At 47.8% G+C, this 22,691-nt stretch carries 21 protein-coding genes, 2 pseudogenes and 1 other annotated feature; all 23 genes and pseudogenes read right to left on the bottom strand.

Going from position 1 to position 22,691, the window contains the following annotated elements:
* Positions 1 to 33: 33 nt before the first annotated feature.
* Positions 34 to 450: a stage V sporulation protein AB gene (locus ABXS75_05900; GenBank protein XCP86333.1), complete on the bottom strand. Its 417-nt coding sequence runs from the start codon at positions 448 to 450 to the stop codon at positions 34 to 36.
* Complete coding sequence (locus ABXS75_05895; protein ID XCP86332.1) at positions 410 to 1,075, bottom strand: stage V sporulation protein AA; 666 nt, start codon at positions 1,073 to 1,075, stop codon at positions 410 to 412. Before ABXS75_05895 ends, ABXS75_05900 begins: the two co-directional genes overlap by 41 nt.
* Positions 1,062 to 1,241: a hypothetical protein gene (locus tag ABXS75_05890; GenBank protein XCP86331.1), complete on the bottom strand. Its 180-nt coding sequence runs from the start codon at positions 1,239 to 1,241 to the stop codon at positions 1,062 to 1,064. The genes ABXS75_05895 and ABXS75_05890 overlap by 14 nt, the downstream gene beginning before the upstream one ends.
* A 410-nt stretch (positions 1,242 to 1,651) precedes the next feature.
* Positions 1,652 to 3,385, bottom strand: a complete 1,734-nt coding sequence (locus tag ABXS75_05885; GenBank protein XCP86330.1) for a DUF1533 domain-containing protein — start codon at positions 3,383 to 3,385, stop codon at positions 1,652 to 1,654.
* A gap of 38 nt (positions 3,386 to 3,423) precedes the next feature.
* Positions 3,424 to 3,687, bottom strand: a pseudogene (locus ABXS75_05880) (4Fe-4S binding protein).
* Between the two features lie 12 nt (positions 3,688 to 3,699).
* Positions 3,700 to 4,143 carry an FMN-binding protein gene (locus tag ABXS75_05875; protein ID XCP86329.1) on the bottom strand — a complete coding sequence of 148 codons (444 nt, stop codon included), beginning with the start codon at positions 4,141 to 4,143 and terminating at the stop codon, positions 3,700 to 3,702.
* 18 nt (positions 4,144 to 4,161) lie between these two features.
* A complete protein-coding gene (locus tag ABXS75_05870; GenBank protein ID XCP86328.1) occupies positions 4,162 to 4,500 on the bottom strand; it encodes an FMN-binding protein in 339 nt (112 codons plus the stop codon).
* 111 nt (positions 4,501 to 4,611) lie between these two features.
* Positions 4,612 to 5,712, bottom strand: coding sequence for an FAD:protein FMN transferase (locus tag ABXS75_05865; protein ID XCP86327.1), 1,101 nt, complete (start codon positions 5,710 to 5,712; stop codon positions 4,612 to 4,614).
* 111 nt (positions 5,713 to 5,823) lie between these two features.
* Entirely contained in the window at positions 5,824 to 6,552 is a 729-nt protein-coding gene (locus ABXS75_05860; GenBank protein XCP86326.1) for a SigF/SigG family RNA polymerase sporulation sigma factor, read from the bottom strand.
* A pseudogene (spoIIAB, locus tag ABXS75_05855) lies at positions 6,531 to 6,985 on the bottom strand (anti-sigma F factor). Before spoIIAB ends, ABXS75_05860 begins: the two are co-directional and overlap by 22 nt.
* A gap of 4 nt (positions 6,986 to 6,989) precedes the next feature.
* Positions 6,990 to 7,298, bottom strand: a complete 309-nt coding sequence (locus tag ABXS75_05850; GenBank protein XCP86325.1) for an anti-sigma factor antagonist — start codon at positions 7,296 to 7,298, stop codon at positions 6,990 to 6,992.
* 361 nt (positions 7,299 to 7,659) lie between these two features.
* A complete protein-coding gene (locus ABXS75_05845; protein XCP86324.1) occupies positions 7,660 to 9,054 on the bottom strand; it encodes a tetratricopeptide repeat protein in 1,395 nt (464 codons plus the stop codon).
* Positions 9,055 to 9,101: 47 nt separating this feature from the next.
* Positions 9,102 to 9,236, bottom strand: a complete 135-nt coding sequence (locus ABXS75_05840) for a hypothetical protein (protein ID XCP86323.1) — start codon at positions 9,234 to 9,236, stop codon at positions 9,102 to 9,104.
* On the bottom strand, positions 9,229 to 10,695 hold the full coding sequence (locus tag ABXS75_05835; GenBank protein ID XCP86322.1) for a folylpolyglutamate synthase/dihydrofolate synthase family protein: 1,467 nt from the start codon (positions 10,693 to 10,695) through the stop codon (positions 9,229 to 9,231). The genes ABXS75_05840 and ABXS75_05835 overlap by 8 nt, the downstream gene beginning before the upstream one ends.
* Positions 10,696 to 10,710: 15 nt before the next feature.
* Entirely contained in the window at positions 10,711 to 12,987 is a 2,277-nt protein-coding gene (locus tag ABXS75_05830; GenBank protein ID XCP87092.1) for an LTA synthase family protein, read from the bottom strand.
* A gap of 238 nt (positions 12,988 to 13,225) precedes the next feature.
* Complete coding sequence (locus ABXS75_05825) at positions 13,226 to 15,874, bottom strand: valine--tRNA ligase (protein ID XCP86321.1); 2,649 nt, start codon at positions 15,872 to 15,874, stop codon at positions 13,226 to 13,228.
* Between the two features lie 105 nt (positions 15,875 to 15,979).
* Positions 15,980 to 16,298, bottom strand: a binding site (T-box leader).
* Between the two features lie 91 nt (positions 16,299 to 16,389).
* Positions 16,390 to 17,628 carry a DUF1015 family protein gene (locus tag ABXS75_05820; protein XCP86320.1) on the bottom strand — a complete coding sequence of 413 codons (1,239 nt, stop codon included), beginning with the start codon at positions 17,626 to 17,628 and terminating at the stop codon, positions 16,390 to 16,392.
* An 11-nt stretch (positions 17,629 to 17,639) separates the two neighbouring features.
* Positions 17,640 to 18,410, bottom strand: a complete 771-nt coding sequence (locus ABXS75_05815) for a Uma2 family endonuclease (protein XCP86319.1) — start codon at positions 18,408 to 18,410, stop codon at positions 17,640 to 17,642.
* Positions 18,411 to 18,537: 127 nt separating this feature from the next.
* Entirely contained in the window at positions 18,538 to 19,326 is a 789-nt protein-coding gene (locus ABXS75_05810) for an ABC transporter permease subunit (protein ID XCP86318.1), read from the bottom strand.
* Positions 19,313 to 20,203 (bottom strand): ABC transporter ATP-binding protein, encoded by an 891-nt coding sequence (locus ABXS75_05805; GenBank protein XCP86317.1) that lies wholly within the window; start codon positions 20,201 to 20,203, stop codon positions 19,313 to 19,315. The genes ABXS75_05810 and ABXS75_05805 overlap by 14 nt, the downstream gene beginning before the upstream one ends.
* Positions 20,178 to 20,690: a DUF3021 domain-containing protein gene (locus ABXS75_05800; GenBank protein ID XCP86316.1), complete on the bottom strand. Its 513-nt coding sequence runs from the start codon at positions 20,688 to 20,690 to the stop codon at positions 20,178 to 20,180. Before ABXS75_05800 ends, ABXS75_05805 begins: the two co-directional genes overlap by 26 nt.
* Complete coding sequence (locus ABXS75_05795; protein ID XCP86315.1) at positions 20,674 to 21,129, bottom strand: LytTR family DNA-binding domain-containing protein; 456 nt, start codon at positions 21,127 to 21,129, stop codon at positions 20,674 to 20,676. The genes ABXS75_05800 and ABXS75_05795 overlap by 17 nt, the downstream gene beginning before the upstream one ends.
* Positions 21,130 to 21,371: 242 nt before the next feature.
* Positions 21,372 to 22,643, bottom strand: coding sequence for a phosphoribosylamine--glycine ligase (gene purD, locus ABXS75_05790; protein ID XCP86314.1), 1,272 nt, complete (start codon positions 22,641 to 22,643; stop codon positions 21,372 to 21,374).
* Positions 22,644 to 22,691 lie beyond the last annotated feature (48 nt).

Raw genomic sequence — 22,691 nt, 5'->3', positions numbered from 1 at the left:
GGTATTTGTTCTTGCTAAATTCCTGTCACGTCTTTACCATCTGTGGTAAAAGTACAAAATGGACCCAAACCCTTTTCCCAGCGCCATTCCCAATATCAGATACGGAATGCCTTTCAGGAACTTTGTCCGCCTGATAAAAATCGGAAATACATTTAAAACATCTGCCAGTGCCATGGACCAGCAGCCCACAAAGATTCCCGCAAAGATTCCAAACACCGGAAGACACCAACCTGCTCCCGGAATATGCACCCGGTAGACCCAGAACAGATTTCCCAGAATTCCTCCCAGCGCAATGCTGTCCTCATAAAGCAGAATGTGCTCCCCCGTATGCGTTCGGTCGGCAAAATCCGATACCACGCCCAGGCCGATCAGGAAGGAAAACAGTCCCGCTGCCACCCCTGCGCCGAAGCTAAGTCCCAGAATTCCCAGAACTATTTGTCTGACCCACATCGATCTCCTGCTCCTTTCTGGAATAGCTCTCTATCAGTGTCGTTTGAATATCATTTTCATAAAGCCGCATTTCCACCTCCATCGGAGTCGGATCTACGGAGAACCGCTTCCGTCCAAAGTGATTGAAGAAGGTCAGGATCCCGATGACAAGTCCAATCGAATAGGTAAGCTCCAAAATGGTAAATCCATCTGACTTGTTTCCCATAACCAGCTCATAAATCTGCCCGAACATCTTCGTGACCGACACATCATTATTGAACGTCATGATGGAAAATGCCGCGCCAAAGAAGGTAATCAGCAAAATGAGCGCTACTTTCGCCCAGTGCAGAACCATGTTTGGTTTTTGCCGCTTCTCATATGTGACGATCAGATCGGACTCTCCTTCATTTTGAATATCAAGCTGAGGATATTCTTTATGGATACATTCGATGATTTTCAGGACAGATATGACGAACCGGTGCTGCCCGTTTTCCTGTATTTTTAAAATGCGCAGGGACTTCACTTTGTTCAGGATATTCTGATTGCTGCACTCCATGGACAGGATATCGCCCAGAGTGACATCAGTTTTCTGCACCTCCGTATTTTTCTCCCCTTTTACGTACAGAATCTCATTACCGGCCGACATAGCCCATCAGCCTTTCCCACATGCCATGGCCCAATGCGACCAGGGTTCCTTCTGTCATACTTCCTGTATCTTTTACATGATAATAATAATACACGATTCCGATAAATACGGCTGCAAGTATGGCCGTGATCAGACAGGCACGTATCCGTCTTTTTGCTTTATTCATGCCGTAGCACCTTCCTTTCTGAATGTGCAGTGTGCCGTCTGCATTTCATGCCATGCATGGTATGAAAATGAATGAGCATACTGCACTGGTAATAACGCTCCGTAAAATCTAAAACGTTGCATTAGTAGTATGGCTGCGTTTCTAAAAAAATATGCGCAATAGTCAAGATAAACTATAGCCAAGATGTAGGTCTGATGAATCTTATTTCAGGTATGCCCCGCAGCCGAAACAAAAAACCACCGGACCTATTTCAGGTATGCCAAGCAACCAAAACACAGTCCACTGAATCTCATTTCAGATATGCCCAGCAACCGCAAAAAGACCGCAGACATACACATTTTATGTACATCTGCGGCCTTCTGTATCAAATCAACTCCCAGTCAGCGAAAATCATTATATTTAGTCAGATTTTACTTGTTTTCTCTTTTTTTCTTAAAGGCAAAACTGCCTACACCTGCTGAGGCCAGAGCCATTGCCATAAGACCTAACAGATTCGCCGGGTCGCCGGTCTGTGGATTTTTGGAATTCTGTGCATTTGCCGACGGCTTCTTGTCGGCAGGATTACTACTGTTTCCGGTATTGTTGTTAGTCTCTGCATTACCGTTGTTTCCTATATTTCCCGCATTCGTCTGTTCCGCTTTTTTAAGTTCTTTAATTGCTGCCAGAAGTTCCTCTGTAGCCGCATCAACTGCCTCCTGAGATTTTGCTTCCTCCAGAACGACATTTGCATTTTCAAGTGCACCCTCCAAAGCCTTCCAGGTTTCTTTTGTAAACTCCGTCTCTTTCAGTTCGCCGGCCTTCTTAATCGCCTGCTCCAGAGCTGTCGTATCCACCTCACTCTTACTATATACAAATTCCAGATCTTTATAACCGGTTGCGGAGACACAGATCGTATAAGTGCCGTCTTCCTTGAAAGGCTCTGCATCTGTCTTCAATGTGCCGTCCTCATCAATGAGTACCGTCGCACGTTTACCGGACGCCGAATAACTCTGACCGTTTACTGAGACCACCTCAATCTTGCTGAGGAAATCTGCAAATTCCTCTGCACTTGCTCCATCATTTATGACCAGGGCCGGGTTCTTATCGTCCATATTGTATTTTGCCGGCATAGCTTCTGTAAACAATTCAAATGTTGTACTGATCGGTGCATAAATACCGGATTCATCTTTTATAGTCAAAGTATATTTCCCCATTTTTGCATTTTCATAAGAAAGCACGCCGTCTTTCACAGACGTCTCCAGGCCTTCTACCTCGTATTTTGCCTGATAGTCTTTTGGAAGACCACTTACCTCTACCGTTGTAGAACCGGCAGTAACCGGCGCATCCGTCACTTCCAGCGCATAATTAAACTTCTTCGGAACATACAGATTCACCGGAATTTCATAAATGCCATCGGCTGTGTAATAAGTAATCTTATTAATAGTCTGTCCCATCATCTTTTCATAGTGTGCAGAGGACACCGGGCAATTATGCACCTTGTCTGTAAATCCGGTACACCATGCCAGTTCTGTACCTCTCCAGATATTCTCCAGATGGCGAAGACCATAATCGTTTCCTTCCTTTGTACTGATGATTACGCCATATACCTTCTCTGTACTACATGAAATTCCGTCCAACCCCAGCTGATAATCACCATAACTGGACTGTGTCTCCAGTTCCGCCGATGCAGATACCTGCTTCTTTTCTCCAACGACAGGTCCAAAGGAAAGGCTTCCGCCATTTGCCGTCACCTCTTTATAATATGCCGGTACCTCGTCAAGAACATAGTACGCATAGCTCTCGTTTTCAAACAATGCATCTTTTCCCACATAAGTGGTCGTGCTTGTCTGTCCGCGGTTCGTTACCGTAATATCCACACTGTCAGAGTCCTTGACCTCTTTATACGCCGACAAGTCTACGCCTTCTCCCACTTTGACCGGGAAGGTAATGCCGGTGACCTCGGTTCCATCGCTCTTTGTATGATAAGAACCGCCCGCAAGTGTTCCGGTTCTTGTTTTATTTTTTGTTGCAGAGGTAAATGCATCTTTGTCCGGGAATAAACCCCGGCAAAACAGAGCAATACGATGATTGTTAAAATCCCATATTTCAAATACAACAGCTTTTCCTGGATTTTTTTTCTGATCCTGGGTGGCTTTTTCCCACATTTCTTACACAACGTCGTAAACGCGGTATTTGCCCAGTCTCCCAGGCTTCCGAATGCGCAGGCAAATCCGCAGAAAAATCTGCCAAATATCATCGTATAAATACATATGACAATCAAAACTATAGTAAATGCCGTAAGCCCGTTTTTTTGTCCTGCCCCTATCTGGGTAAAAATCTGTTTTACCCCGGAAAATGCCGCCGTATACACTGATGGCAGAAATGTAAAAAACAAAAGCTGTACCACCCTCCGGACCCAAGTATGTAGACTCTTTTTTTCTTTTCGTGTCAGATTTCTGATGTTCATTTTGCCCTCCACCTACTGAATCGCCGTTCCCAGCGCCTCTGCAACGGCATCACGGATTCCGGTCGAACTAAATGTCGCTCCGCTTATGGCGTCCACCTCGGCCGATTGCTTTTCCAATATGACAGGAATCACATCTTTTGCTGTTGCCAGATAAGCCCCGTCTTCCTGCTTGGCGGATACGACCTGTATCTCCTCGATCCTTCCACTCTCGATGCGTACCTCGACCGAGATCGGCCCTCCAAATCCCTGGGCCTCTCCGGTAAAAGTTCCGTCGCGATAGGAAACCTCTCCTTCCCCTTCCTTTGCCAGATTTCCAGTAAGCTCCGCTGTCTTAAGACGGGCGTCAAGCCTTGCGATTTCGTCCTCCTTCGCCCTAAGTTCCAGAACACTATTATATCCCAGCAGGGCAATCACAATCGCTGCTACACTGATCAGCCTGACCCAAAATTCTTTCATTTTTATCTATTGCCCCCTTTATTTCTCTGCACTTTTCAGGGCTTCCTGACACGCCGCGATGATTGCTGTAGAACTATAAGTCGCGCCGGAGACCACGTCTACCTCCAGGCTCTGCGCGGCGATCATCTTATCGATCACGCTCTTCGCACGATTAAAAAATGCTGCATCATCGCCTTCCACAGACAACACTTCGATCGATACAATCTTTTTATCCTTGATTTCAACCGCCACTGTGATTTTCCCGGCAAATCCATTTCCTGTTCCTTTATAAATGCCGTTTTCCAAATCAAAACTGCCCTCCGGCTCTGTGTTTTGTTCTTCTATTCGCTCCTCCCTCTCCGGTTCCGAAGCCTGCACCTAATAGACCGGCGTTTCATATCCCGAAAGACTTGCTCCGATACACGCCGTTACCAGAACGGCCGCAAGCGTCGGGGCAAAGGCAGATATTTTTCTCAGAAACTCCATACACTAGCCTTCCTTTCGTATCACCTGAACCTCAAAATCTGATGTAAAGCTATCCGCAATCCCTTCGGTTACGGAGATGTGGCCTTCATCATCTACCAGAACCGCATCAAATTCTTCCGCATGTTTCCGCCAAAACGCTACCGCTTTTTCCGGTCCCATGATAAAAAGCGAGGTCGATAGTCCGTCCGCCAAAGTACCGTCCGGACTTACGATGGTCACCGATTTCAGACCATTTTCCGCCGGATACCCGGTCCTTGGATCAATGATGTGATGATAGGTTTTTCCGTCCTGCTCAAAATATCGTTCGTAGCCGCCTGAGGTGATTACCGCCAGATCTGCCCCTTCAAGCACTCCGATATATTCCTCTTCGTTGTCCGGGCTTTGAATCGCAATCCTCCATTTACTTCCATCTGTTTTTGTGCCCATCACCTGCACATTTCCTCCCAGATTGATCATTGCGCTTTGAATTCCATACTCACGCAGGATATCCGCCACCCTTCCGGAGGTATAGCCCTTAGCGATTCCGCCGAAATCGATCTTCATGCCCGGTTGCATAAACGTGACCCTGGCCTTTTCTTCATCATATTGAATCTTTGAGGCATCGATGAGCGGAAGTAAGTTTTCCAGTTCCTCTGCTTCAGGGACCCGGTATTCTTCCGTTGTAAATCCCCACTCTTCCATGACCGGGTAGACGGCAATGTCAAACATACCTCCCGTAGCGTCATAAAGCTCCATCGACCGCTCCATCAGAACCGCCGTATCTTTTGTCAGCGTCCCGGCACCTGTCTGGTTCAGTGTAGCTACCTCGCTCTCTCCGTTTCCGGTGGATAAAAGCAAATCCAGCCGCTCGATCTCCGCTGCCGCCGCATCGACTGCCGCCTGCGCATCTGTCCCGAAAGCGGTCACCGTCATATAGGTGTCCATCGCAAATATTTCTCGCTCCGCCTTCTCCTTAGCACTGTCCTCTTCGGATACATGATTTCCCGTGTTCTCTTCCTTCTGGGACCTATCGCTATTTGGGCTTTCAGCCGCGCCATTCGTTTTACAACCGCTAAGCAAAAATACCAGTACGAAACCGACGATCCACAATCTACTTCTATGCATATTCTGACTCCAATAATTTATATTTAGTTAGTTTGAGCTAACATAAAACAGTATAACACCAGCCAAAGCCGGTGTCAATTATGGATAAATCTTCCAGAGTGAAAAACTTTTTCATTTATACCCTATATCTGCCTTTTCCCGCAATGATTTCAGTATTCTTTTTTCCATGCGCGACACCTGTACCTGCGAAAGTCCCATTTCCTTCCCAATCTCGGTCTGCGTCTTATTGGCGAAATACCGCAGGTAGAGAAGCTGTCGCTCCTCTTTTTCCAGCTCTCCCAGAAGCTGCGTCAAAAACAAGTGATTCAGCACTTCCTCCTCCCGTTTATCTTCCTCCGCCAGTTTTTCCATAAGCGGAATCGTATTGCCATCTTTTTGGTACACCGGCTTATGCAGGGATTCCACCTCGCCGCTTGCGTCCAACGCCATGGCAAGCTCCTCCTTTTCCACGCCCAAATGCTCCGCCAATTCCTCCACATCAGGCTCGCGCCCCAGCTTTTCCTGCAGGGATTCCCTTGCCAGATAGGCCTTATAGGACAATTCTTTGAGCGAACGACTGACTTTGATCATTCCGTCGTCGCGCAGAAACCGCTTGATTTCCCCGGATATCATCGGAACCGCATAGGTAGAAAATTTAACATCATAGGAAAGGTCAAATTTATCGATTGCCTTCAGAAGGCCAATGCTGCCGATCTGAAATAAATCCTCTGCTTCCGTTCCTCTTCCATAAAATCGTTTTACAATACACCAGATGAGTCCGGTGTTCTCCTCTACTAATTGTGCCCTCGCTTCTTCGTCCCCCTGGTGAGATTTCCTGATTAAAGCGATTGTATGGTCCATATTCCTACCTTTCTCCAATGTTTTTCTTCATCTTCACGCAGGTTCCTTCCCCAGGTGCAGATTCTACCGCTACCTCGTCCATAAAGGCTTCCATGAAGGCAAATCCCATTCCGGACCGGTCCAGCTCCGGCCTTGTGGTATAAAGCGGCTCCATCGCCCTCGCCACATCTTCAATGCCTTTGCCCTGATCCTCCACCTCTATGTACAGCACACTTTTCTCCATACGGCACCGGATACGGATTTTCCCTTCCTTCCCGTCATAGCCGTGGATAATCGCATTCGTCACCGCCTCCGACACGGCGGTCTTCACATCAGAAACCTCTTCCAGAAGCGGGTTGAGCTGCGTCATGAACGCCGCCACCGTCACTCTGGCAAAACTTTCATTTTCGGAATTACTGTCAAAAATCAGTTCCATTTCGTTTGCGTGTTCCATCGTTTTACTCCTCCTCATATACCTGCATGATTTTGGTTACCCCTGACATATTCAGGATTCTTTTCATTCGCTCGCTGGCGTGGACCGCCCACACATCGCCGCCCAGCAGATAAATCTGCCTGTACCTTCCCATAATCACCCCGATTCCTGAACTGTCCATAAAATCCGTACTATGAAAATCGAAGATTACATGCTTGATGTGCTTCTGCTCAATCACTTTATCTGCCTCCCTGCGTATGTCCTCCGCGTTGTGATGATCCACCTCTTTTGGGAGAAATATGGTCAAACAATTCTCCTCCACCTGATAATCCATCTGTAACTCCTCCTTATTCTGGGTATATATTTTTTGAATACCGAGATGAAGGTCCACCGGACCTTCACTTAGGTATGCTTGGCAACCGAGATGAAGGTCCACCGGACGTTCACTCAGGTATGCTTGGCAACAAAATAGAATGTGCGCACGCACATTCTTCGTGCGCGAGCGGGCTGCGTAGCAGCAATTTCCTTCCCGCAGCTGTACATTGTCGCACGAAGTGCGTTTTATTTTATAGGAAAATGCTAAGCACTTTCCTATGAAATAAAAAAGGACATGCATATTCTGCATATCCTTCTCATTCGTATCATGATTCACCTTTTTCATATTCTTGTATTCCCGGAAGCCCTTTTACAGCCGCCTATTCCTGGTTTTCCTCATCGTTTCCCCGGTCGCCGTTATCCTGGCCTTGCTCATCTCCACTTTTCTGATCTCCGGCAGGGTTCACACCGCTCAATGCTTTCTGGGCGTCTGCCGCCGCCTGCGTTCCGGCGTAATTCTGCACGACCTTCTCATACGTCGCCTTGGCATTCTCCGCATCATTTTTCCCTGCGTAAGCATCAGCCAACAGCTTCAATGCTTCTCCTTCCTCATAGCCCTCGTCCATTCGCACGACTTTCTCAAGAGCCGTCACGGCGGCCGCATAATCATTCTCTGACATACTTTCCTTCGCCTGGGCGTAAAGACGTTTACACATCACCGGGAACAACTCGCCGGCTATCTCGTCATAAATCGCCTTCGCCTGCTCTCCCAGCGCTTCCGGATTCACGGTAAGGAGTCCCTCCAGCATGTCCGCATTGCTGGTGTTGCCCCCGTCAAACTGTTGGGAAACCTTAAGAAGGGCTTCATAGCTCTCCTGAATGGAACCCGCTGTCTGAATCGCGCTTTCCGCCTCGTCACTCGTGGAACGGTACCCTTCCAGTTCTTTTTTCAGCGCATCAATCTGCGTATCCCTGGCGGCAAGCTGCTCGCTTAGAGCAATCACGCTCTTATTCGCCACCTGCGACTCCTTCTGACTCACGGCCGGTGCGATCAGAAACCACACAACGGCGGCGCCTACCGCGATACCGATCGCGATATTGACGATCGTCAGCATCGCCGCATTGTCCTTAAGACTTGCGGATACCGGCTGGATAATCGTCTCATTTCCCAGGGTATAGCTGACCGTATGCTGCCCTTTTTCTTCCTTTAGCTTCGCCACTTTCTGGCTTCGGAGCTTACTAAGCTCATGCATATAGTTCAGCGTGATCTCATTGGTGATGTCCATCTTATGGGCGCGCCTCAAGATCTGTCTCGCCTTTGCGTACTGCTCCGTCTGCAAATACAAAAGCGCCAGAAGCTGATGCGCTTTCAAAAAACCGGGGTGCGCCGTGATAACCTTCTTAAGCTGGATAATCGCCAGATCCTCCCCGTTCTGCCGACAATATACCAGACACTGATTATACTTATGTATTGCCTGGTTGATCGTCTCTAATTCACTCGGCGTCTCCTGCACCTTTTTGATATAGTAATTGGCAATATTCTCATAGGACTTGAAATTCTTGCTGATGATCCATTCCACCAGCGCTTCCACGACTTCTCCCCGTCCGTAGTACACAAGTCCCAGAAGGTTCCTCGCCATAACATTCTCCCTGTTAAATTGCAGGCTCTTCCGAAGGGATACGATCGCGCCGGATAAATCCCGGATATTCGCCTTCTTCAGCCCGTCATTATACCAGTAATTCGACTGGTACGCGAGTTTTTCCGTATACTCCATTGAACTCTCCCTTATCTATCTAAAACGGCTGCTGTTTCTGCCGCACCCTATTTCGTTTTCTCCAGCATCTCGCGGAAAATATCCGTCATATCGGTCAGATCTTCCTCATACACTGCCTTCTCAATATCTTCTACTTCCAAACTTGGCTTGAACTTTTTAAGTTCTTCTTCAAAATCAAGCATGTCTGCCTCCTATTAACGCTTTTAACTCTCCAATCAGATACAAAGAACCGAGACAATACAGTCTTCCGTCCTCTCCCTTTTCTTCCATCGCTCTATCAAACGCCTGCGAAAGATCTGCCACCGGATAGATTGGACTTTTGGTATACCGTGCAAATACTGCGGCCAGATCACTGATTCCGGCTCCTCTTTTATCCTGGATTCCCGTCACCACATAGGCATCGGCAGGCACGCCCGTAAGCAGCTCCTCTATCATGTGGCGGTAATCCTTCTCCGCAACCGCGGAAAACAAGATCACTCTCTTTTTGGCGTCCGTGGCATTTCCAGTCCTCTCCTGCCCTTCTGCTGTGCTTAGCGCGTCCTGTGCTCTCACACTCTCTACAAATTTGCGAACGGCAGCAAGATTGTGAGCTCCGTCCAGGATCACCCCGGGCAGCACTTCCTCCATTCTTCCGGGCCAGGTCACCTCAGAGAGTGCTTTGCTCCATCTTACGTCGTCTATTCTGCCGGAAATTTCCCCTTCCCGGGCATGTCCAAATATCTCTTTCATCGCCGTGATGGCAAGCGTGGCGTTCATCGCTTGATAAACGCCCGTCCCTCTTACCCTCCACACGGTATTATTATCATACTCATTCACCAGAGAAAAAGCAATATCTTTCTCCGTAATTTCCAGAATTTTGAACGCGCAATTTGCGACTTCTCTACAAGGTGCGCCCACTTTCTCCGCCGTTTGTCGAATGACAGCCGCAGCTTCGGGCACACTTCCGTCATAAATGACTGGAACTCCGCGCCGGATAATCCCGGCTTTTTCTGCCGCAATCTGGGATATCGTATCCCCGAGAATCGCCGTGTGGTCAAGTCCTATGGACGTGATCACGGAAACCAGCGGTGTCTCAAAGGAATTCGTCGCATCAAGCCTTCCGCCAAGCCCTGTCTCCAAAATCACATACTCCACGCCGGCCCGTTCAAAGGCGGTCATTCCCATGCCATAGAGAAACTCGAAATAGGACGGGTGTGCGATTCCGTCTGCTTCCATCTCATGTACTACACTTAGAACTTTCTCAAATACCTTCAAAAAATCTTCATCTGAAATCTCCGTACCGTTGATTCGGATACGCTCATTAAGCTTCACCAAATGCGGAGAGGTAAATAGACCAACTCCCCCACTTGAATCTGTCTGGCCGCCGAGATGAAGGTCCACCGGACCTTCACTTAGGTATGCTTGGCTGCCGAGATGAACGTCCACTGGACGTTCACTTAGGCATGCAGAGCAACAAAGAAGAATCGCCTGCATATATGCGCAGACGCTTCCCTTTCCGTTGGTTCCCGCCACATGAAGGACCTTCTTCGTGCGGCAGGGATTCCCCAACCTTCTCATAAATTCTCTTGTGTGTTCAAATGTGTGCTTTTCCGTAAATTTCGGTATGTCCTCTATATAGCGGACTGCTTCCTCATACTGCAATGTTCTCCCTCAATTCTACTGCTCTTTCGTATCGTCACGTCCGTCCGTGGTTCCTTCTGTCTCCTGGCTGTCTTCCCCTAAGTCCTCACCTTCGCCCTCTGTCTCCTCCTCAGGCGTCTTGGGATTCTCCAGCGCTTCCTTTAATTCATCAGTATACTCCTGAATCTCTCCGTCCAGATACACGTACTCTTTCGATGTGCGGAAAATGGTATTGCTTGATCCCACCTGGCTTACCGTGATCACATCGCCGTCTTCCAGCTTGCTCTCCGAAAGCTCAATACGGGTATTGTTAAGGAAGGTGCCCTTTTGCTTCTCCCCGTTTATATAAACCTTACTCCATTTTGTAAAATTCGTTCCGTACAGGCTGTAAGTCTCGTCAAGATTCGCATGAATGTCCGTGAGCGTCACATCACGGATTCCCATTTCCATGTGACCCTCCGTGATCGGCGGCTCCCCATCATACACAAACTGTTTTCCATAAAGGATATCATACTGTAGTAATTCCAGATCCAGCAGATAATCCTTCGTCTGTCTCCGCGACTGATGATAATTGAATACCGTGCCGGAATGAAGTCCCAGCCGTTCCATCACATCTGCCATGATCTGATAAGCCGGAATATTTCTGTCCTGTTTCTTAAGCCCTATATTATCCCAGATCACATAGTTAGTGTTATAAAGATAACGGCTCTTCAGATCTCTGGCCTCAAGTCCCATCGTGGGAAGATGGTCGCCGTAAAATACGACTACCGCCGGTTCTCCTCTTTCTTCCATGAGCTTCACCAGGTTGCCGGCGAACTCGTCCATCTCATACACCTGATTCACATAGTATTCCCAGGCATTATTTTTCGCATCGTCCGTGAGCCCTGTCGCCGTGATCCGCGGATTCTCAATCAGCTTCGTCTCCGGATAATTTCCATGTCCCTGCACACTGATCGTGAAAATGAAATCCTGCTGCTCGGTAGAATCCAGTGCATCGTTAATATGCGTCAGCAAAATGTCATCTTTCGCCCACCCATTTTCCGTCGTTTGCAGAATATTCATGAATTCCTTACTGGTAAAGGTGTCAAAGCCAATATTGTTAAATACCTTGGCACGGCTGTAAAAATTACCGCCATTATTGTGCAGCGCATGTGTTCCGTAACCAAACGCTGCAAACGCCGTCGCGGCACTCTCTGCCGTCTGGTTCTTAAGAACCGTCTTATAAGGATATTCTCCCGGCCCAAAATAGCGCAGATTCATTCCCGTAAGCACCTCAAACTCCGTATTTGCCGTTCCCGCGCCCACAGAGGGTACTTTAAAGTACCCGGAAGAATATTCTTTGAACATCTTCCTCAAATTCGGGAGCGGGTCCTCGGAAGTCTTTAGCGCCTCAAACTCTGTCGTATCGAAAAACGACTCCAGCTGAACGAATACCACGTTCGGCATCTGGTCCGTATCTGCCTTGCTCTCAGTGATCTCTCCGTCCTTGCTGATCTTGTCTATGGTCGCCTCATTGTAATCATTCGGCTGAGAAATTCCCGTATTAAAAAGACTGGCTGCAAAACAATAGGGCAGCCCGTAATCCTCATAGGCAAACGCAATATTTCCAAAATAGGTGGACACAACACGATTCTCTATTGCGAGGTTCGTCAGTATCGTATAGGCTCCAAAGCTAAGCGCCACACCTACAAGTGCGATCAGACGGTGCATCTTCCCCTGGAACTGTCCGCCGCGCCTCCACATGGCAATCGCCCAGATGATGACAGCCGGTACGCCGATTCCCATCATCACAAGCTCCGTCACGGAGAAATAGTTGGTAAACAGCGACAAGCCCTCTTTAAATGTCTTAAGGTCCTGCGCATTAAACGGCGTCACACGTTTGAGCAGCATGACTCCATTACATACGCCCAGAGCCAGCCACACAACACTGATAATAATTCGGGTAAACACCCTCCGGCGCACCAGGTATACAACAGAAAATGTCATAAAGATCATAAAGACATTATAGAAAAATACCAGCGGCCTCTCCGTCATATACTGCCACGCCGCCACCGGCGAATGCCGGGATAACGCCTCGATAATATAATTGATCAGAATTGCCCAAATCGCTGTAAGTGGCAAAGAGACCTTGTTCATAATCTGATAATATGGCGCCATCTTTTTAGCAAACGCACTGTTCCTGCGCTTTTCTATGATCTTCTCACGTCTCTCATGACGCATCTTCCAGTACGCTTTAACATCGGTAAATTTTATATTTTTTAATTTTTCAAAACCGCCTTTAAAGTCCGGTTTTTTCAAATGGATTTTCGGAATTTTTTTCATGAAGCCAACCTCTACTATCTGAAACCTTTTCACCTTACTATACTGCGTATCTGCTTCTCAATTATGCCTGAATCTTGCTATATTTCTTTCACTTTCACATGTACCGGGATATAATATCCCGGTACATGCCAATTTTGCTCGTATTTCACACTACTCAATCGTTCTGTAACCCTGCATTATGCTATCTAATTGCTCCGCATTTCGTGCTCCCGTAATCCTAATACTATAACTACTTTCTCAAATTTGCAAGGCGGTCTTTCACCTGCGCCATCATCTGTTCATATTTTTCCAGTTTTGCTTTTTCTTCTTCCACCTTAGCCTGCGGCGCCTTGCTTAAGAATTTTTCGTTGCTCAGCATTCCCCGGGAACGTGCAAGTTCTTTTTTCAGCTTTTCTTCCTCTTTTGTCAGACGCTCAATCTCCTGCTCGAAGTCGATCAGCTCCTCCAGCGGAACGTAAACGGAAGCGTCCGGCACTACGATTGATACCGCGTCCCCGGCAATTCCGCTCTTATCTGCCTGTACCTCCAGTTCCGAAGCGCTCATCAGCGGACACGCAGACTGCGCAAGCACACCAAGCCCCTTCTGCAAATCCTCGCGCTCGGTAACCACATACACTTTTGCCTTCCGGCTCGGCGGTACATTCATCTCAGCACAGGCATTTCTGACTCCACGGATCACTTCCTTCATATGGTCCGTGATCGTCTCGGCCTCAGGATAGTTCCAATCTTCCGTATACTGCGGCCAGTCGGACATCATCAGTGACTCTTCCTCCGGTACCAGTGCACCGTAGATTTCCTCTGTCACGAACGGCATGAACGGGTGCAGCATCTTAAGCGCATTCCCCAGAACTGTCCTAAGCGTCCAAAGTGCGGCATTCGCGCTCTTATAATTGTCATTTGCATGGTAGATCCTGTATTTTACCAGCTCAATATACCAGTCACAGAATTCGTCCCATATAAAATCATACACCTTCTGTACGGCAATTCCCAGCTCGAATTTCTCCATATTGTCAGTTACGTCTTTGGCAAGCGTATTTACCTTGGAGAGAATCCACTTATCTGCCAGTTCCAGATCTTTTTCGTCCGGTCTGGAGATTACCTTATCCTCCATATTCATCAGGATAAACCGGGAAGCATTCCATACTTTGTTTGCAAAATTCCGGCTTGCCTCTACACGTTCATTGTAGAAACGCATATCATTTCCGGGTGCATTACCGGTCACCAGGGTCAGACGCAACGCATCTGCTCCGTACTCGTCGATGATCTCCAGCGGATCGATTCCATTTCCCAGAGATTTGCTCATCTTACGGCCCTGGGAATCTCTCACCAGTCCGTGGATCAGTACGGTATGGAACGGAGATTTGCCGGTGTGGGCATATCCGGAAAATACCATACGGATTACCCAGAAGAAAATGATATCGTATCCGGTCACCAACACATCTGTCGGATAGAAATAATCCAGATCTTCGGTCTGATCCGGCCAGCCAAGCGTAGAGAACGGCCACAATGCGGAACTGAACCAGGTATCCAGAGTGTCCTCGTCCTGCGTAAAATGTTTGCAGCCACAGTGCGGGCAAACCTCCGGCATCTCTCTTGCCACTACAAACTTTCCGCACTCGTCACAGTAGTATGCCGGAATCCGGTGTCCCCACCAGATCTGACGGGAAATACACCAGTCGCGGATATTCTCCAGCCAGTGCAGATATATCTTATCAAAACGCTCCGGCACAAATCTTAGTTCGCCCTTCCTTAGTGCCTCGATTGCCGGCTTTGCCAGTTCGTCCATCTTCACGAACCACTGCTGCTTGATCAGCGGTTCCACGGTGGTGTGGCAACGGTCATGTGTTCCTACGTTGTGGCTATGTTCTTCAATGCGAACCAGGTAGCCCTGCTCCTTTAAGTCTTCTACGATGGCCCCTCTTGCCTCGTAGCGCTCCATGCCTGAATATTTGCCATAGCCTTCCACGATGGTAGCATCGTCATTCATAATGTTGATTTCCGGCAGATTGTGACGCTTTCCAACTTCAAAGTCATTCGGGTCATGGGCCGGGGTAATCTTTACTGCACCGGTTCCGAACTCTTTATCTACATAAGCATCTGCCACGATCGGAATCTCTCTTCCCACCAGAGGAAGCAGCGCCTTCTTTCCTACGATGTCCGTATAACGCTCATCGTCCGGGTGCACAGCGATGGCCGTGTCTCCCAGCATCGTCTCCGGACGTGTGGTCGCAATCTCCAGAAACTTGTCCGTCCCGATAATCGGGTACTTAATGTGCCAGAAATGGCCTGCCTGCTCCTCATGCTCGACCTCTGCATCGGAAAGGGAGGTCTTACATACCGGACACCAGTTGATGATACGGGAGCCTTTATAAATGTATCCTTTTTCATATAAGCGGATAAACACTTCTTCCACCGCTTTCGAGCAGCCCTCGTCCATAGTGAAACGTTCTCTGTCCCAGTCGCAGGATACCCCCAGCTTCTCAAGCTGCTTCTCAATCGTTCCTGCGTACTCTTCCTTCCACTGCCAGGTCCTCTCAAGGAATCCCTCACGTCCAAGCTCCTTTTTGTCAATGCCTTCTGCCTTGAGCTGATTGGTGACCTTGACCTCGGTGGAAATCGCCGCATGGTCGGTTCCCGGAATCCAGAGTGCATTATATCCCTGCATTCTCTTATAGCGGATCAGGATATCCTGCAAGGTGTTATCAAGCGCATGCCCCATATGCAGCTTTCCGGTAATGTTCGGAGGCGGCATCACAGTGGTAAATGGTTTCCTGTCTCGGTCTACCTCTGCGTGAAAATATTTCTTCTCACACCATCTTTCATAAAGTTTCGGTTCAATTTCTTTTGGATTATACGTTTTTTCCAGATTCTTGCTCATCGTTTCCTCCTCAAATTATACTCTCTTTTGATTTGTGACACGTAAATATAAATGAAAAATGCAGCACACTTTCCTATGAAATAAAAAAGACGCCCCTTACAATACGTAAAGGGCGTAAATTTACGTGGTACCACCTTTATTCCATGAGATCTATCCAAGAGCCTTCCTAACGGTTGCTCTCTCACTGCCTGCCTTATAGTCTGTCAACATCTGGCCTTTTCAAACTCATGGCACTTATAGTTCTATAACGTAAACCACTCCGTGGTATCCTAATGTTATGGCAACGCTTCGTCACCCGCCCTGTTCAGATACCCGGCTCAAAAGCTACCTTCTGTACCCGTTTCCCGTAAGCCGCCTCTCAGCCCCTGAGCGGCTCTCTCTTCTTCGGACCTTGATACATACTCCTCTTTCTCACTGCCTTTTCCTCAACTACTGACTATAATAGTATTCAAATTTCAGTTTGTCAAGAAATTCATGAAATCTTCATAACTTCTGAAGAAGTTCTTAGGATTCCTCTAAAATTCATGAATGAAAAGACCGCTTCGCAGCTTTGGCTCGAACCATGTCGATTTCGGGGGCATCAGTTTTCCGCAATCGGCAACGCTTAACAATTCCTCCATAGATGTGGGATACATCGCAAACGCTACGGCGCTATGGTCCTGATCCACTGCATTCTCAAGAGACTTAAGTCCCCGGATTCCACCCACGAACTGCATTCTGGGGTCCGTCCTCAGATCCTCAATACCGAAAAGAGGCCTGAGTACTTCATTCTGTAAAATAGATACGTCCAGTCCTTCCACCGGATCCTCAGACCTTATCTCATCTTTTGCGGTAACCAGATACCAGGTACCGTCCACATACATTCCCATCTCGCCTTTTGCATGCGGTCTCGCGATCTCCTCACCTGTAGATGCTACCTGAAATTTTTCCTGCAAAATCTCCGGCAGTTTTTGCAGCAGCTCCTGGTCGACTTTATGTACAATTCGGTTATAATCAAAAATCCTTAACTCCTCTGCCGGGAAAAGAACAGACAGAAAATAATTGAATTCCTCTTCTCCTGTATATCCCGGATTCTCCGCTCTTCTCTTTAAGCCCACTTTAACGGCAGATGCTGCACGGTGATGCCCGTCTGCCACATAGAGGCTATCCATGCTGCAAAACAGCTCCGTCATCTCCTCCTGCCACCTGGAGTCCTCCACCTTCCACACCTGATGCCGGATTCCATCTTCACTTACAAAGTCATACAATGCCGGACTTTCCAGGGCTTTCGCGATCATTTGCCGGGTCGCAGAATTAGAGCGATAGGTAAGGAAGATCGGTCCGGTATGCGCACCGCACGCGTCTACGTGACGAATACGGTCAAGTTCTTTCTCCTCACGGGTATTCTCATGCTTTTTCACAACATCGTTCAAATAATCATCAATCGACACACAGCACACTAGTCCCGTCTGTGTTCTTCCCTCCATCGTCAGCGCGTAAATATAATAGCAGGGTCCCTCATCTTGGACAAACTCCCCGCTCTCTTTCATACCATAAAGCGTATCTCTGGCACGATCATATACCTGCTCGGAATACATGTCTGTTCCCTTCGGGAACTGTGTCTCCGCTCTGTCGATCTTCAGGAACGACAGGGGATTCTTTTCCACGATTTCTCTTGCCTCACTGCTGCTGTATACATCATACGGAAGTGCCGCAATCTGCTCTGCGAGCTCACCTGCCGGACGCACTCCACAAAATGGTCTGATCTTCGCCATATTCTTTCCTCCTACACTTCTATCTTAATCCGCAATCCTTCCAGGACGCCGCTCGGTATCTCATCGTCAAACGTATATTTTCCCGTCTTCGCGGGATTTTCAAAATTGTATACATAGACCACATCTTCCCGAGGGTCCACGATCCAATATTCCCGCACTCCTGCCTTCTGATACTGCATCATCTTCGTCACATAATCGTGGGAAGCATTGCTCTCCGACGCGATCTCGATCAACCAGTCGGGCGCGCCCGTACACCCCTTGTCGGTCAGCATCTCCGTCTTACAGATCACCGAAAGATCCGGCTGAACGACCGTGCTGTTATCTCCAAAAATCCGCACGTCAAACGGTGCGGGATAGACCTGGCACTTGCCATTATTTTTTTGAATATGTCCTTCAATTTGAAAAAGTAATTTAGTCAGTATCCTTTGGTGTCTTCTGCTTGGTGCGGCCAGCATATAGAGATATCCGTTGATCAGCTCCGCCCGCACCTCCTCCAGTTTCTCAATATCTTCATTCTGGTACGTCCTCGCATGATACATATAGGGAACCGGACTCTCTCTTATCAGCATGGGCTCTTCCTTGATAAGATCATAAGTGAACGGAATCTTCTCTTTTATAGTGAGAACCTGCTCGATCGCCAGAAGTGTGGCGTAACGCGGGTTCTTTGTTGCACCTGAAAAAATCTTATTTATAGTGCTTAGTGGAATTCCGGATAATTCTGCAATATCCTGATTGGTAATCCCTTTTTCCAGTTTCAGCTTTTTAAGATCATTAATATCCATATTTTCCCTTCTTTCCTTTTATGGATATATTTTATACTTTCCGTCTCACTTTGTCAACCTATATTTCCATTTTTGGAAATATATTTGTCCATTTTCGGAAATCATCTTGCCCATATTTGGACATTTTCTAAGCCATAAGATCTCTTCTTGTATATATTCCAAACGCCGCTACTGCCGAAACGACCAGGACAACGGCCCCAATCCCCGCCATCACCTGGTCCACCGCCTTTTCCGTAAAAATGTCCGCCGCATTAGAAAAATAGTATGGTGTCACATATTTCAGATTTTCCATATCCGGTATCAGCCTGCATACCAAATCCATCACGTACAGGAAGACGGCAAACCCCAGAGCCGCTCCCACCTGTTTCTTCCGGCTGACTGCGGAAATCAAAAAACAGACACTTCCCACCTCCAGCTGCATCAGAAGCTGAGCCGCATGATATAGTCCGAATTCCTTCCCGGGCGGCAGGTCGCCTGCAAGCACAAATCCCGCCACCGACCACAAAATACAAATCCCATTAAAAAGCAGAACCAGCGCGAGCATTGCCGCATACTTTTCCACTGCCACTCTCCCTCTTCCCAGCGGCAGCGTATACAAGAATTCCGCGGTATGCCCCTCCTCCTCTTTTGCCAGCATCACCACCGCTGTCATCGCAGCAAACATCGCGCCTCCTATGGCAAAAATCAGCCCAATCTCCGTCGCATAGAATCCTTCTATCGTCGCAATACTGATTTTATCCAATCCGATCGCCGTCGACAGGGCTCCCATATTCGAATAGGCCCCCGCCATTTCTTCTATGGACTCTTCCAGACTGCCAAACAAAATCAGACAGCCAAAACAGGTAAATCCCACACAAACCGACCATATCAAAAGCGATTTTAAATTCATTTTTAATTCATGCTTAAATATTACCATGCTCTCCTCCTTTTTCCGCAGACATCACACCGCCCTCTTCCTCTTTGGAGTCATAATAATGCATAAACACCTCGTCCAAAGAAGGTTCCTCTATCAACAGGTCCTCCACATTCATTTTTCCAAGACGCTGAAGCAGTTCTCCCATCTCTCCTGTATACACGAACCGCTCTTCCTTTCCATCATGCCGCACTTTCACCTTGCGCACATTCGTCCGTGTCAGATTCTCCACCGTATCCTGGCGAATCACCACCCCTTCCCTGATGATCGCCGCATTACGGCAATACCGTTTCACTTCCGAAAGCACATGCGACGAAAGAAAGCATGTGGTCCCTTGCCGGTTATATTCCAGGATCAGTTTAAAAAATACTTCCTGCATCAAAGGATCAAGCCCCGAAGTCGGTTCATCTAAGACAAGAAGCCTCGGTTTGTGCTGCATTGCACACACGATACTCACTTTTTTCCGGTTGCCAAGCGACAGCTCCCGCACCTTCTTCTCCCGGTCGACTTCCAGCATTTCACAGATCCGGTCCGCCTCCTTCTCACAGTGAAGTCCCCTGGCCTGAGCCGCGAACCGAATGACCTCCTTCACCTTCATATTCGGGTAGAACATCGCCTCAGAGGGCATATATCCGACTTCACGCAGGATTTCCTTATTCTCTTTTACCGCATCTTTTCCCAGCAGGCGGATCTCCCCCTTCTGAAAACGAAGCAGTCCCAGCATACTCCTGATCGTCGTCGATTTACCCGCCCCATTAGGTCCCAAAAACCCGAAGATATCTCCCTTTTCGACCTTCATGGAAACATTCTGTACTCCCCGGTGTTTCCCGTAAAATTTCGTCAAATTTCGAATCTCAATCACTGTATTTTCCGTCTTCATCTTCTCTCCTTTCCTCGGCCAGCCGTTCCCTCTCCCCTTGCTTAAACCTTACAAGCATACTGTTCAAATTCTCGGTATCAATAGCCCGTTTCAACCTGTTAATAACTAGCACACACAAATAACATAAGACCAAAAATCCACAAAAGCCTGCCGTCACATACAAATTCCGGTCAAACCATTTGAAAAATACGGACACCCCTGCATACAGCAGTGTACAGACAGCAATACATGCACACTCCTTTCCTCCCAGCTTATCCGATTCATCAAAATTTCCAAGCACATATACTTGAAAATAGCCTATCACATATGCCGATACGAACATTTCACAAAGGTGCAGGATCTGCGCCTCGAACACGCCGTTTAACAGCCGATATGCGCAGTAAAATACCAGGATACAAAAAGTATACAGACACGCCTTATATTCTATTGCAATCTCCAGAGACAAATATTTCCAGAACCTGTTTCGGGGCCTACCTTTCCTCCTCATCTGCTCCTCCTTTCAGAACCTTTCTCAGCTCTTTGGCATATTTTCTTGAAATCATCACCTGTTCTTTGTTTTCCATGGTCGCACGGATTCGATTGCCCGGCTCGCTTTTCAGGTAGCTGATCCTGTGGATATTCAGCACCATAGATTTTGAGCACCGGAAAAATCCCCTGTCTTCATAGGTCAGAGTAATTTCTCTAAGGCTTTCTCCTACCCGCACCACCTTGTCGACCAGATATGCATAGGTAACGCCGTCCACATTTTCAAAATAATACACCTCTTCCGGCAAAAGAAAAATCTCCCGACCTTCCCATACGGCCCTGATTTTCGGCTCTGCTCCCCGCGCCAATGCTACAATCGACTGGAGATGGCTGTTCATTTCCCGATAGCGGATCACGATTTCCTCTTCTCCTTCTGAAATGCGAATCAATCTCAACTTCATTCCCAGATTTCCTTCCCTCCTACAGTTTCCTTCATATCCCAATCCATTTCCCTTCCGGAAATTCCAATTATTACTCTCTCACTTTTTTCGCCTTTTCTTTATTTTCAGCATATTTCTTTTGTCCATCATACCATTCCCCTTATTTCACCACAACAAAAAACCCGCAAGATGCATATTTTCCCATCTAACATGCATTCCTGCGGGTAATTACTTTATTCTGTTTTAGGCCATGGTCGCCTACCCTACGCCTCGTCGATCGCCTTTCCGATATCGTGACGCATATATTTATTTGCGAACTCTACCCATTCGGTAGCCTTGTACGCATTCGCACGCGCCTCCTTAAGATCACTTCCCTTTGCCGTAATTCCAAGCACACGTCCGCCATTTGTCACGATCGTATCGCCGTCGAATTTGGTTCCGGCATGGAAACAATAGTATCCGTCATGCTTTTTGAACTCGTCAAGTCCGCTGATTGGAAGTCCCTTCTCATAAGAAAGCGGATATCCGTCGGACGCCAGCACGACGCAGACAGCCGCATTGTCCTCGAACTCTAAGTCCACCTGATCCAGGGTTCCGTCGATACATGCCTCAATCACATCGATCAGATCATTCTTCATTCTCGGCAGAACGACCTGCGCTTCCGGATCGCCAAATCTGGCATTGTACTCCAGAACCTTCGGTCCGTCCGGCGTCAGCATCAGTCCGAAGAAAATGATTCCCTTGAACTCTCTGCCCTCTCCTCGCATCGCATCTACGGTCTTCTGGTAAATATATTTCTTACAAAACGCATCTACTTCGTCGGTATAGAACGGGCTCGGTGAAAATGTTCCCATTCCGCCGGTGTTAAGTCCCTGATCGCCATCTTTCGCACGTTTGTGATCCTGTGCGCTGGTCATGGTCTTTATCGTCTTTCCATCAACGAATGAAAGTACGGAAACCTCACGTCCGGTCATAAACTCTTCTACGACCATGGTATTTCCGGAATCGCCGAATTTTTTATCAAGCATGATCGTCTGCACGCCCTCTTTTGCCTCTTCCAGAGTATTGCAGATCAGCACGCCTTTTCCCAGAGCCAGGCCGTCCGCCTTAAGCACAATCGGGAATTTTGCTGTTTCCAGATAAGCAAGGGCCTCTTCGGCATTTTCAAAGTTCTCATAGGCCGCAGTCGGGATATCGTATTTTTTCATCAGATCCTTGGAAAATGCTTTACTTCCCTCCAGAATCGCCGCATTCTTTCTCGGTCCAAACGCACGGATTCCCGCCGCCTCAAACTTATCTACCAGTCCGCCTACCAGCGGGTCGTCCATTCCCACGATTGCCAGGTCAATCTCATTTTCTTTCGCAAAAGCAACCAGCTTTTCAAATTCCATCGCGCCAATCGGAACGCACTCTGCAAATTCTGCGATTCCTGCGTTTCCCGGTGCACAGTACATCTTTTCCACCTTGCTGCTCTTTGCCACACAATATGCGATTGCGTGCTCTCTTCCGCCACCGCCTACGATCAATACCTTCATAGCGACCTCCTTCTGTACGTTTATGTATCATGCGCGTCAAAATACCTT

This window comes from Roseburia hominis (assembly GCA_040702975.1).
Lineage (GTDB): Bacteria > Bacillota > Clostridia > Lachnospirales > Lachnospiraceae > Allocoprococcus > Allocoprococcus hominis_A.
This window is presented reverse-complemented; position numbering and strand designations above follow the sequence as displayed.